Annotated in this window: 11 protein-coding genes; 9 read left to right on the forward strand and 2 right to left on the reverse strand. The window is 38.1% G+C overall.

Features of this window, described 5'->3' with window-relative positions; translation table 11 throughout:
• Positions 1-8: 8 nt before the first annotated feature.
• From ACOCEA_RS02155 to ACOCEA_RS02170, 4 genes are all read left to right on the forward strand, one after another.
• Positions 9-2009: a urocanate hydratase gene (locus tag ACOCEA_RS02155; protein WP_420754548.1), complete on the forward strand. Its 2001-nt coding sequence runs from the start codon at positions 9-11 to the stop codon at positions 2007-2009.
• A 12-nt stretch (positions 2010-2021) separates the two neighbouring features.
• On the forward strand, positions 2022-2978 hold the full coding sequence (hutG, locus tag ACOCEA_RS02160; RefSeq protein ID WP_420754549.1) for a formimidoylglutamase: 957 nt from the start codon (positions 2022-2024) through the stop codon (positions 2976-2978).
• Positions 2979-3343: 365 nt separating this feature from the next.
• A complete protein-coding gene (locus tag ACOCEA_RS02165; protein ID WP_420754550.1) occupies positions 3344-4537 on the forward strand; it encodes a hypothetical protein in 1194 nt (397 codons plus the stop codon).
• Between the two features lie 55 nt (positions 4538-4592).
• Positions 4593-4820, forward strand: a complete 228-nt coding sequence (locus ACOCEA_RS02170) for a hypothetical protein (protein ID WP_420754551.1) — start codon at positions 4593-4595, stop codon at positions 4818-4820.
• On the opposite strand, the gene ACOCEA_RS02175 is transcribed toward ACOCEA_RS02170, so the two are convergent.
• Together ACOCEA_RS02175 and ACOCEA_RS02180 are read right to left on the reverse strand one after the other, a co-directional pair.
• Positions 4813-5715, reverse strand: a complete 903-nt coding sequence (locus tag ACOCEA_RS02175) for a universal stress protein (RefSeq protein ID WP_420754552.1) — start codon at positions 5713-5715, stop codon at positions 4813-4815. The two genes, ACOCEA_RS02170 and ACOCEA_RS02175, sit on opposite strands and share 8 nt — an antisense overlap.
• Before the next feature lie 82 nt (positions 5716-5797).
• The gene (locus tag ACOCEA_RS02180; protein ID WP_420754553.1) at positions 5798-6487 is read right to left on the reverse strand and encodes a Crp/Fnr family transcriptional regulator; all 690 of its coding nucleotides are present in this window, start codon (positions 6485-6487) and stop codon (positions 5798-5800) included.
• 121 nt (positions 6488-6608) lie between these two features.
• Here ACOCEA_RS02180 and ACOCEA_RS02185 point away from each other — a divergent pair, with 121 nt between their 5' ends.
• Genes ACOCEA_RS02185 through ACOCEA_RS02205 form a run of 5 tightly spaced genes read left to right on the forward strand, consistent with a single transcriptional unit; the run spans position 6609 to position 12148 of the window.
• Complete coding sequence (locus ACOCEA_RS02185; RefSeq protein ID WP_420754554.1) at positions 6609-9005, forward strand: heavy metal translocating P-type ATPase; 2397 nt, start codon at positions 6609-6611, stop codon at positions 9003-9005.
• Complete coding sequence (locus ACOCEA_RS02190) at positions 9002-9517, forward strand: DoxX family membrane protein (RefSeq protein WP_420754555.1); 516 nt, start codon at positions 9002-9004, stop codon at positions 9515-9517. The genes ACOCEA_RS02185 and ACOCEA_RS02190 overlap by 4 nt, the downstream gene beginning before the upstream one ends.
• Before the next feature lie 24 nt (positions 9518-9541).
• Positions 9542-9745 carry a cbb3-type cytochrome oxidase assembly protein CcoS gene (gene ccoS / locus ACOCEA_RS02195; RefSeq protein ID WP_420754556.1) on the forward strand — a complete coding sequence of 68 codons (204 nt, stop codon included), beginning with the start codon at positions 9542-9544 and terminating at the stop codon, positions 9743-9745.
• A gap of 6 nt (positions 9746-9751) precedes the next feature.
• Entirely contained in the window at positions 9752-11953 is a 2202-nt protein-coding gene (gene ccoN, locus ACOCEA_RS02200; protein WP_420754557.1) for a cytochrome-c oxidase, cbb3-type subunit I, read from the forward strand.
• A gap of 3 nt (positions 11954-11956) precedes the next feature.
• Positions 11957-12148: a CcoQ/FixQ family Cbb3-type cytochrome c oxidase assembly chaperone gene (locus ACOCEA_RS02205; RefSeq protein WP_420754558.1), complete on the forward strand. Its 192-nt coding sequence runs from the start codon at positions 11957-11959 to the stop codon at positions 12146-12148.
• Positions 12149-12212 lie beyond the last annotated feature (64 nt).

Consider the following 12212-nt stretch of genomic DNA (forward strand, 5'->3'; position numbering starts at 1 on the left):
TTTTAGGTATGAATTTTAAGGAGCAAATACTTCAAGGTATCCCGATTGAACTTCCCAAGAAAAAGGATAGATCTCATAAGGTAAGTCACGCCCCAAACAGGAAAGAAATTTTATCGGTTGATGAAAAAAAATTGGCCCTTAGAAATGCTTTACGTTACTTCCCGGCAGATTGGCACAGGGAACTCGCCAAGGAATTTGCCATGGAACTCAATGAATACGGTCGCATTTATATGTACCGATTTATGCCCGATTATGACCTTTATGCAAGACCTATTGATGACTATCCTGCAAAAGCATCACAGGCGGCAGCCATAATGCTGATGATACAAAACAATTTAGACCCTAATGTTGCACAACATCCAGAGGAGCTGATTACCTATGGAGGCAATGGGGCCGTTTTTCAGAATTGGGCCCAATATCTTTTGACCATGAAATATTTGGCAACTATGACCAATGAACAAACCTTGCACATATATTCTGGCCATCCTATGGGCCTTTTCCCATCTTCAGAAGAAGCTCCAAGAGTTGTTGTCACTAATGGCATGATGATACCCAACTATTCAAAACCTGATGATTGGGAAAAATACAATGCTTTGGGTGTTACCCAATACGGACAAATGACCGCTGGTTCATATATGTATATAGGTCCGCAAGGTATTGTACATGGCACAGCCATAACGGTTATGAATGCTTTTAGAAAAGTATTGAAACCAGATGAAAACCCTTCCGGAAAACTATTTTTAACGGCAGGTCTTGGTGGCATGAGTGGTGCACAACCCAAAGCAGGAAACATAGCAGGTTGTATTACGGTTTGTGCCGAAGTGAATACTAGTGCCGCACAAAAACGACATGAACAAGGTTGGGTTGATGAACTTATTGATGATATGGACAGTTTAGTAATGAGAACTAAACAAGCCATTGTCGAAAAGGAAGTAATTTCGTTGGCATTCATTGGAAATGTTGTAAGTGTTTGGGAGCGCTTTTATGAGGAACATATTTTTGTGCATTTGGGATCAGATCAAACTTCATTGCACAATCCTTGGGCAGGTGGATATTATCCTGCCGGGATTTCCTATGAAGAGGCCAATGATTTAATGGTCTCAGATCCGGATGTATATAAATTAAAAGTTCAAGAATCTTTACGAAGACACGCAGCGGCTATTAATAAACATACAGCAAAAGGAACCTATTTCTTTGATTATGGAAATGCCTTTCTACTAGAAGCCTCCCGTGCCGGAGCAGATGTTATGGCATCCAACAAAATCGATTTTAAATATCCCAGTTATGTACAGGATATTCTAGGACCCATGTGTTTTGACTATGGGTTTGGTCCTTTTCGTTGGGTATGTACTTCAGGTAATCCTGAAGACCTTAACAAAACAGATGCCATTGCATTGAGGGTGATGAAAGAAATAAAAAAAGAAGCTCCATCTGAAATCCAACAACAAATGCAGGACAATATAAAATGGATTGCCGAAGCTGAACAGAACAAGCTTGTAGTAGGGTCACAAGCCCGCATCCTATATGCCGATGCACAAGGACGTGCGGAGATAGCAGAAGCTTTTAACGATGCTGTAAAAACAGGTGAGATTTCGGCGCCTGTAGTGCTGGGCAGGGATCACCATGACGTGAGTGGAACTGATTCCCCGTTTAGGGAAACCAGTAATATTTATGACGGCAGCAAATTTACTGCAGACATGGCCATACACAATGTTATTGGCGATAGCTTTAGAGGTGCAACATGGGTCTCTATACATAATGGAGGTGGAGTTGGTTGGGGCGAAGTAATCAACGGTGGTTTTGGATTGGTATTGGATGGATCCGCAGACGCCTCTAGAAAATTGAAGAGCATGCTCTTTTATGACGTAAATAACGGAATATCAAGAAGAAGTTGGGCCAGAAACAAAGAAGCGTTATTTGCAATTAAAAGAGAAATGGCCCGTACCCCCGAACTCCATATAACTTTGCCTAACTTAGTGGATGATCATCTAATACAAGATTTGTTTTAAACTAAACAATAAATGCCAAAATACAAGTCAACCAAACCCAACACGTATACGGGAAGGGCTTCTGACCTACAGTTGTATTTACATGAGAAGATTTCATGTATAGATATAAAAGAAGTATCGAAAAAAGCCAGTGCAAAGTCAATTGCACTTTTGGGTTATGAATGTGATGAGGGCGTAAAATTAAACCAAGGAAGGGTTGGGGCTAAAAAAGGACCAGATGCTATTAGAAAGCAATTGGGTAAACTCCCCAATCACCTAGATATACATACCTCCCTTTTGGATGTTGGTAATGTATGCCATGGCTTAAGCAACCTTGAAAAGACCCAAGAACTACTTTCAGAAAAAGTAAGTGAACTTTTAGTTGCCAATACTTTTCCTATACTAATGGGCGGTGGTCATGATATATCCTATGGCACCTTTAAAGGAATTAAAGCGACAATAGGCAATTCCAAAACCATAGGTATTATAAATTTTGATGCCCATTTTGATTTACGATCCGACAAAAATGGTGCTAATTCTGGTACACCATTTTACCAAATAGCCGAAGATTGTAAGACTAACAATCTACCTTTTCATTATTTATGTTTAGGCATTCGACAAGATGCCAATGATGCATCTCTTTTTAAAAGAGCCAAGGAATTAGAAGTAAAATTCATTCAAAGGGATACTTTTAGGATACAATTCCATAATGAGATCAATGCTTGGATCAATGCGTTCATTAAAAATGTGGATGTGGTTTATACGACAATTGATCTCGATGGTTTTTCATCAGCGTATGCACCAGGTGTAAGCGCACCATCACCAATGGGTTTTACTCCTGATGTGGTTTTAGAAAGCTTAAAGACCATTACCGCTTCGGGGAAATTGGTTGCTGTGGATATTGCAGAAATGAATCCAGAATTTGATGTAGATCATCAAACGGCACGTTTGGCTGCTTCCTTAATTCACCAAGTGATTCATTCTTATTAGAATATTAGCCTAAAACAAAAAAAGCCTCCCTAAATGGAAAGCCTTTCATTGGTTACTATCAATAAATATTGATAAACACAATTGCCTCAAATGTTGTCTGAGGCACAACACAACATGACAAAGATAGGAAAGGTTTTTTAGTTTATCCTTCTTGAATAAAAATTTTGTCGTCCGTTAAAATGCGACTATTCTCCATTAAATCAAATAGGCCGAAATTCATCAGTCAAGATTAAATCCCATTTTATTGGACCTCTGACAACACAATCTTCTCACATCGAGTAAAATAGTCCATAGTCGATAGATGTCCAAAAAGATATTTCGCCAACCTAATTTAGGTATAGCGTTGCAACCCAAAATCAGCCTAAATGAACTTTAAGATTTTTCCTATCCTACTGGTGATTATAGCTTTGACCTCTTGTCAAAAAGACCCGTTGGAAAACCCTGAGGATATTAAAGTAATTGTAGATGGGGAATTAAACAATTCAGCGCTACCTCCCAATGAAAAAACCACATCAGGTGACCCAATAATACAATGGGTATTTCAAATGCAATCATCAACAGGTTTGGTTGCCAGTACAGAAAATTCAGATTTCACTTCCTTATATGATAATGCCTTAGCTGCCCTACTGTTTGTAGAAATAGGACAAAAAGGGAAAGCTGAGCGTATTTTTGATTATTACACCACAATAATGGATAGTGAATTGGACCAAAACGGCGGATTCTACCAATTTAGAAAATCTGACGGTAGTGAACCCGAAAGAATTTGGATGGGAGACAATGCTTGGCTATTAATAGCCTTAAACCATTACAAAGACGTTTATGGACTTTCCAAATATGATGAACTAACACTAAAGTTAGAATTTTGGATGCGATCTTTACAACAAGAGGACGGTAGCCTTTTAGGTGGTATAAATACAGACGGCACGGCCATACCCAAAGTTACGGAAGGCATGCTAATGGCTTTTAATGCTGTTAAGGGATATGACGATTTTCATAAAAACCTGCTATCTTTTTTAGCCAATAACCGATGGAACAACGAACTTGGTATTTTGATGGCATGGCCAGAAAATCCAGAGTATGCCTTTGCATTGGACGTACTTACTCTTAGTAAAGGAATTTTTTCCGATATGTCTGATGATGTACTTTTTCAGGCAAACCGTTTTTTAAACGAGCAAACATTGACTTTAAGTGGTGACCAGATTACTGGATATTGTTTTGATGATGATAAAGATGTTATTTGGCTAGAAGGCACTTCCCAAATGGCTTTAGCCTTTAATGATATAGAACGATTTGACCTAGCTGAAAAATTATTAAAAGATTTAGAAAAATCCCTTATTAAGAGCTCCATAACACCTGAGGCCAAAGGAATTCCATATACATCAAATTTTGGCACTTCCTATGGGCCAAGCTTACTTTGGGACCATACAGATATTTCCCCAACACTTTCATCCTCCATATGGTATGCATTTGCAAAAATGAAATTTAACCCATTACATCTAGGCCGAAAAAATAAAATACCGGATGGAGATAAATTTTGGATGTTAAGGGGAAGCATCTAGTTTTAGAATTCCATTAACGTAATTTCCCCTTTATTAACTGTATCTTTTAAATAAAATGAAAGCTACAGCACACTTTTGGGTAGTATTGACCACCTTGGCATTAATTACCGTAACCCTCATGTCCGTTATGAATTTTCCTTTCAACTGGGTATTTTACAGCACCATAGTCGGACAAATTTTAATTGTTTTAATGGTTTATAAAGTACTAACGGACAAGTATAAAACCAACAAGACTTTTGATGACTTTTATGAAGACGATCCAATTAGTGGGAGGCCTAATTAGAAAAAGTGAATTCATCTTGGCTTTTTGACCTAGACTGGGTTGCCATACTCAATTCCGGAATCACAAATAACGGGGTCTTGGAATGAAAGGCCAACCTACTCACAACAGGCTCTCTGGTCAACCGTTCTAAGTAGCTATGCTGAAAATTTAATAAGGCCAATAGGTGAATTCCCAATTCTTCTGAAAATTTTTCCAATGTTTTGGAAACTGAATTCAGTTCTGAAACGGTATGTACATAGTGTTCTACATCCTTAAGATATTTACGCAACATACTTAGATTAAATTGTTGAAGTTCTGAGAGTGCTTTGATCTCATACTGTACATAAACAATCCTAACTACTGCTCCCAATGAGGCAGCCATATCTACCAAAGGCTTTAACTCTGACTTTGTATAGAAGCGATTAAAGTTTGTGGCGAAAGCAATTTCCTTCGGCCTTGTAAATTCATACGTATTTGGAATGGCCAAAATAGGACAATCCTTTACGGTTTTAATAATCCGTACTGTATTACTACCCATAAAAACCTCTTCAAGACCAGTAGCCCCCTTCGTGCCCATTACCACCAAGTCAATATCATAATTGGCAACGGTATCCATTACCTCATCAACCAACAGACTAAATGAGGAGATTGTTTTATAAGTGTGCTTACGGTTTGGCCCTAAATCCTCAACCTTAACAAGTATTTCCTTTAATCCATTTTCAGAAAGCATGGAAGCGGCATTGGACAAAACACCCCCTTCAAAAGATGCTGCCATAAACCTGCTGCTTACTAATGCAGGTGTATATGTATTAAGGAAATAAAAGGTACATTTCTCATCATTAAACATTTGCAATGCGTATTTAATGGCATTCCAAGCATTCTCAGAAAAATCTGTTGGGATTAAAATATTTTTCATCTAAAATTTAAATTGATGAGGTAAATTTAGAAGTGGCCCGTACCGCAAACTATGATAAATATCAGGTTTTGGCACTCAAGTTTCAGAAGCCCTCTATAAGATCTAGTAAGGCTTTTTCGTCTGCAATGGCTATTTTCTTACCAGATGTTGCCAAATATCCTTTTTTCTTGAATTCCGATATAATTCGAATACAGGATTCTAGGGCCGTACCTACTACGTTAGCTATATCCTCTCGTGATAATGTTAAGTTCAAAAAGCCTTCTTTATCCTCTCCAAAATTTGTTTTTAAATATAGGAATGCTTGGGCCATACGCTGTTTCACATTTTTTTGACCCATATTTACGATTACATCGTCTGCCTCTTTTAAGTCATGGGCCATATGGCGCAATACCTCTAAGGTAAAATTAGGATTCGTATGTAATGTATTTATTATGCCGTCTTTTGGAATAAAACATACCTCCATATCACTAACAGCCGTAGCACTTAGATTAACGTGTTCCTCCGCTACAACAGAACGTTGACCTATTACCTCACCTTTACTGGCTAACTTAACGATTTGATTACTGCCGTTCGCACTTAATTTAGATAATTTGGATACGCCATCACGAACACAGTATACACCATCTAACTTATCACCCTCTTCAAATATAGCCTCCCCTTTTTTAATGGTCTTGCTAATTTTAGAATCTGAAACACGCTTTAATTCTTCTTTGGTCATTGCCCGCAACGAGCTAAACTGTCTAATGATGCAATTCTCACATCTGCTTTCCATACTATTCTGTTTACCTGACTTAACAAAGGTACCGACCACAAGATACCAAAAACCTGATAATTATCATGTTTTTTAAAAATAGCAGTCGCCACCTTTGCCCATAGGTATAAGCAAATGAATTATGGAAAAGCACAACTGCTATCATTGTGGTAACAACTGTGGCTCTGAAGCAATTGAATATGACAATAGGGATTTCTGCTGTAATGGCTGTAAAACGGTATATGAAATTTTCTCCAGCAATGATTTATCATACTATTATGACTTAGAATCCGCCGCAGGTAGCACACCGGAAACTATTGAAGGGAAATATAATTTCCTTGACACGGATACCATTGTTGAAAAACTTACCGAATTTAATGATGGTGAGCTTCAAGTTATAAACCTGTACATTCCAACAATACATTGTAGTTCCTGTATTTGGGTTTTGGAGAATATGAACAAGCTGCACCCAGGAATTACGATTTCTCAGGTTGATTTTCCAAAGAAAACGGTCCGTATTTCGTACAACTGCAAAAAGATAACACTAAAAGAATTGGTTATTCTGCTTGCCCAAATAGGATATGAGCCATATATCTCTTTAGATGACCATGATAACAAAAAGAAAAAAATTGATAGATCCCTAATTTATAAACTAGGTGTTGCAGGATTTGCTTTTGGCAATGTAATGTTCCTGTCATTTCCCGATTATTTTGATTTAACAACAAGTGCATCTTCAGGAGGAGAATATTGGTTAAACCAATACCAACACTTGTTCAGGTGGCTCATGTTTGCCTTCTCGTTACCAGTAGTTTTTTATGCAGGGGCAGATTATTTTATTTCTGCTTATAAAGGATTGCGCTCCAATATTCTAAATATAGATGTACCCATTTCACTAGGTATTCTGGTTCTATTCGTTAGAAGTACTTTAGAAATTATTTTTGATTGGGGCGCTGGTTTTTTTGATTCACTAACAGGCTTGGTTTTCTTCCTTCTACTTGGTAAATTCTTTCAACAAAAAACATATTCATTTTTATCCTTTGAACGCGATTACAAGTCCTATTTCCCTATCGCCGTTACTAAAATAGCATCCGATGGAAACGAGGAAAACGTACAGGTACATGACATAAAGCCTGGAGACCGACTTTTGATTAGAAACAAAGAACTCATACCTGTTGATGGCATTTTAATTAATGGCAAGGCCAATGTTGATTATAGTTTTGTCACCGGTGAATCGGAGCCAGTAAGGAGAATTTCTGGTGATAAACTATTTGCGGGCGGAAAACAATTACAGGGACCTATTGAAATTGAGGCCTTAAAATCTGTCTCACAAAGTTACTTGACACAATTATGGAGTAATTCAGTTTTTCAACAAGACAAATCTAGCCGTTTCCAAACCATAACAGATAGTATTGGCAAGAGGTTTACGATTGGTGTGTTATCTATTGCCATGATAGCAACCTTATTCTGGTTATTTGCAGACCCAAGCAAGGCAATGAATGTCTTTACCGCTGTCTTGATAATTGCCTGCCCTTGTGCCATTGCATTGGCCTCCCCATTTACGTTAGGGAATATGTTACGCATTTTTGGCCAAAGAAAATTTTACCTAAGGGATACCAATACCATTGAACAATTGGCACAGGTAGATACGGCCATTTTCGATAAAACAGGAACCATTACAACAGCAAGGGAAAGTAGTGCCACTTATGAAGGCATGCCTCTAACCGCAGCAGAAGAATCATTGCTTAAAAATACATTACGAGCTTCCAACCACCCTTTAAGCAGGTCCCTTTATTCCATGCTTACAGAACAAAATATTGTTACCCTGGACGATTATGAGGAACATTTAGGCAAAGGGCTCGAGGGTACTTTTGGTGACAGAAATATTAAAATTGGCTCGTCAGAATATGTAGGGAACACGAAAGAAAACCAAAGTTTAAACACCTCTGTGCACATTGCCAGTAATGATTGCTACAAGGGTAAATTTGTATTTCACAACCAATATAGGGAAGGTGTTTCCGAGCTCTTTAGTTTAATGAACCAAAGCTTACAGCTAGCCATACTTTCTGGGGATAATGAAGGAGAGAAATCTGTTTTGGAAAAATTGTTGCCAAAACTCACCCCCATGTATTTTGACCAAAAACCGAAAGATAAACTGGATTTTATAGCATCCCTTCAAAATCAAGGTAAAAAAGTAATGATGGTAGGAGATGGACTAAATGATTCCGGGGCACTCGCACAGGCAGAAGTTGGGATTGCCATATCAGAAAATATAAATGTTTTTTCACCAGCCTGTGATGGCATTTTAGATGCTTCAAAATTCAACCAATTGTACAATTATGTCATCGCATCCAAAAAGGCTATGAAAATAATTAAACTAAGCTTTTTGCTTTCACTGGCATATAATGCCATAGGCCTTTATTTCGCGGTTACAGGTCAATTAGAGCCCGTGATTGCGGCTATTCTTATGCCATTGAGTTCAATTAGCGTGGTGGCATTTACCACAGTAACGACTAATATTTTAGGAAGAAAATTAATATGAGAACAAAAGAAACTACAAAAACTTCATCCCCAATCTGCTTTATGAGAATTGCTATAGGCCTAGTGTATTTATGGTTTGGCACATTAAAATTTTTTCCGGGCTTGAGTCCCGCAGAAGAACTTGCCACAGATACCATTAGCATGCTTACATTTCATATGATCGCACCCAATTTAGAACTTGTATTGTTGGCAATTCTAGAAGTTGTCATTGGTGTTTTCCTTATTTTGAACATTAAAACAACCACAGCCATATACATGGCATTGTTCCACATCTTTTTTACGTTTAGCCCATTGTTTTTCTTTTACGATAAATCCTTTAACGGAAATCCTATAGCACTTACCCTTGTGGGACAGTATATCATAAAGAACCTAATAATCATAGGGGCCTTATGGGTAATCCTTAAAGATGTAAAAACCTACGGTAAGTCAATTAATATATACCCGCTAGGACTTTTTAACAAAATTTTTGGAAACCTGACAAATGTCATATTTAATACTAAACAGGGGCGGTAGTTTTACCCCAGAATTCAGGTAGGTATGAGTGTAATTTATGTGTTATTGGCCATCAGTATCACTGTAGCCATTATTTTTTTTGTTGCTTTTATTTTCTCCGTTAAAAATGGACAATATGATGATTCCTATACGCCATCTGTCCGCATGCTTTTTGATGATGAGATTGTAAAATCAAAAAAAACTTCTCAAGAAACCGAACTAGATCAAACATTAGAAATAAATAACTAATCAACTATGGAAATCCAACAGTTTTATTACGATAATAAAATCGTAAAAAAGTTTATCTACGCTACAATGCTCTGGGGTATTGTGGGGATGTCAGTAGGACTTTTACTGGCCTTTATGTTCATGTTCCCTAACTTAACCGATGGCATATCTTGGTTAAGTTTTGGTCGTTTAAGACCCTTACATACCAATGCAGTGATATTTGCATTTGTGGGGAATGCCATTTTCGCTGGTATTTACTATAGTACCCAACGCCTCCTAAAGGCCAGAATGTTCAGTGATTTTTTGAGCAACTTTAATTTTTGGGGTTGGCAATTAATCATTGTTGCAGCAGCCATTACCCTGCCATTAGGGTATACCACTTCTAAAGAATATGCAGAATTGGAATGGCCGATAGATATTGCTATTGCGTTGATTTGGGTGGCTTTTGGGGCCAACCTGATTGGGACCATGATCAAAAGGAGGCAGCGCCATTTATATGTTGCCATTTGGTTCTATTTGGCAACATTTGTAACAGTGGCAGTATTGCATATATTTAATAGCTTGGAACTACCGGTTAGTGCCTTAAAAAGCTACTCGGTTTATGCTGGTGTGCAAGATGCCTTGGTACAGTGGTGGTATGGCCACAATGCAGTAGCATTCTTCTTGACCACTCCATTCTTGGGTTTAATGTATTATTTTGTTCCCAAGGCAGCTAATAGGCCAGTATATTCCTATAAACTATCTATAGTTCACTTTTGGTCTTTAATATTTATCTATATCTGGGCGGGACCCCATCACCTTTTATATTCTGCCTTACCAGACTGGGCACAAAACTTAGGTGTTGCATTTTCTGTAATGCTTATAGCGCCTTCTTGGGGTGGTATGATCAATGGCCTGTTAACGTTAAGGGGTGCCTGGGACAAAGTTCGTACGGACCCTACCTTAAAATTCATGGTTGTAGCCATTACAGGTTATGGTATGGCGACATTTGAAGGCCCTATGCTTTCCCTTAAAAACGTAAATGCCATTGCCCACTTTAGCGATTGGATTATTGCACATGTGCATGTAGGAGCCTTGGCCTGGAACGGTTTCATGACCTTTGGTATGATTTACTGGTTGGTTCCTAAAATGTTCAAAACAAGATTAGCGTCTTTGGGCTTGGCCAACTTCCATTTTTGGATTGGAACACTAGGTATCATTCTTTATGCGCTTCCCATGTATGTGGCCGGTTTTACACAAGCATTGATGTGGAAAGATTTTAATCCGGATGGCACCTTGGTTTATGGCAACTTCTTGGAGACCGTTAATGAAATTATTCCTATGTACTGGATGCGTGCCATTGGTGGTAGTATGTATATTATTGGTGCTTTGGTAATGGTTTATAATATTGTAGTAACCATTAAATCTGGTAAAACAGTTGAAGATGAGTTGGCAGAAGCTGCACCGTTAACACGTGTTTCCAAAAAGAGAACGGCTGGCGAAACTTTCCATACATGGTTAGAGCGTAAGCCTATTCAACTTACTTTATTAGCTACCGTAGCTATTTTAATTGGTGGGATTATTCAAATTGTACCAACAATCTTAGTAAAATCAAACATTCCTACCATCACCAGTGTTACACCATATACTCCTTTGGAACTAGAAGGCAGGGATCTTTATATACGGGAAGGTTGTGTTGGTTGCCATTCACAAATGGTTAGGCCTTTCCGTAGTGAGGTAGAACGCTATGGTGAATACGCCAAAGCTGGCGAGTTTGTTTATGACCATCCATTTCTATGGGGAAGTAAACGTACAGGGCCTGACTTGCTACGTGTTGGAGGAAAATATACCGACAATTGGCATTTAAATCATATGTACGATCCACAAACCACCTCATCAGGATCAATAATGCCTTCATATTCTTGGCTGGTAAGAAATAAACATGACAGAAGCGGTGTTCAGGACAAAATGGAAGCAATGGTATCCTTGGGTGTTCCCTATTCAGACGAAGATATTGCCAATGCCCAAAGTACTATGAATGATCAGGCCACTCAAATAGAAAAGAACCTTTACAGTGATCCAGATTTTGTTACCACCTACGAAGCGGACAAGAAATACGCTGCTGAGAATGGCGAAGAGTTTATAGAAATGCGAGATAGGGAAATTGTTGCCATGATAGCATATTTGCAACGTTTGGGCACCGATATCAAAATAAAAGAAACAAACGAACTAATCTCAGAAAACAAGTAAGCCATGTTAAAATTTGTAAAAGGGTATATGGAAAATATTGAGGGTGTAGCCACCTATCCAATGCTTTCCCTATTAATTTTCTTCATCTTTTTTGTAGTACTGTTCTGGTGGGTGTTAACAGCATCTAAAACCTATATAAAAGAGGTGAGTGAACTCCCATTGGAGAATACAGACCAAAATAACAATATCGTATAAATAGGGCTTACTTGTTTTAAGTCCCAATTGAATTACATCAGACAATGAAAACCATTAAATAATA

The organism is Maribacter luteocoastalis (assembly GCF_048890225.1).
Classification (GTDB): Bacteria; Bacteroidota; Bacteroidia; order Flavobacteriales; family Flavobacteriaceae; genus Maribacter; species Maribacter luteocoastalis.

Excerpts from the sequence above, each read along its gene's own strand:
- ACOCEA_RS02155 (WP_420754548.1), top strand. The coding sequence starts at position 9 with ATGAATTTTAAGGAGCAAATACTTCAAGGTATCCCGATTGAACTTCCC.
- hutG (WP_420754549.1), top strand. The coding sequence starts at position 2,022 with ATGCCAAAATACAAGTCAACCAAACCCAACACGTATACGGGAAGGGCT.
- ACOCEA_RS02165 (WP_420754550.1), top strand. The coding sequence starts at position 3,344 with ATGAACTTTAAGATTTTTCCTATCCTACTGGTGATTATAGCTTTGACC.
- ACOCEA_RS02170 (WP_420754551.1), top strand. The coding sequence starts at position 4,593 with ATGAAAGCTACAGCACACTTTTGGGTAGTATTGACCACCTTGGCATTA.
- ACOCEA_RS02175 (WP_420754552.1), bottom strand. The coding sequence starts at position 5,715 with ATGAAAAATATTTTAATCCCAACAGATTTTTCTGAGAATGCTTGGAAT.
- ACOCEA_RS02180 (WP_420754553.1), bottom strand. The coding sequence starts at position 6,487 with ATGGAAAGCAGATGTGAGAATTGCATCATTAGACAGTTTAGCTCGTTG.
- ACOCEA_RS02185 (WP_420754554.1), top strand. The coding sequence starts at position 6,609 with ATGGAAAAGCACAACTGCTATCATTGTGGTAACAACTGTGGCTCTGAA.
- ACOCEA_RS02190 (WP_420754555.1), top strand. The coding sequence starts at position 9,002 with ATGAGAACAAAAGAAACTACAAAAACTTCATCCCCAATCTGCTTTATG.
- ccoS (WP_420754556.1), top strand. The coding sequence starts at position 9,542 with ATGAGTGTAATTTATGTGTTATTGGCCATCAGTATCACTGTAGCCATT.
- ccoN (WP_420754557.1), top strand. The coding sequence starts at position 9,752 with ATGGAAATCCAACAGTTTTATTACGATAATAAAATCGTAAAAAAGTTT.
- ACOCEA_RS02205 (WP_420754558.1), top strand. The coding sequence starts at position 11,957 with ATGTTAAAATTTGTAAAAGGGTATATGGAAAATATTGAGGGTGTAGCC.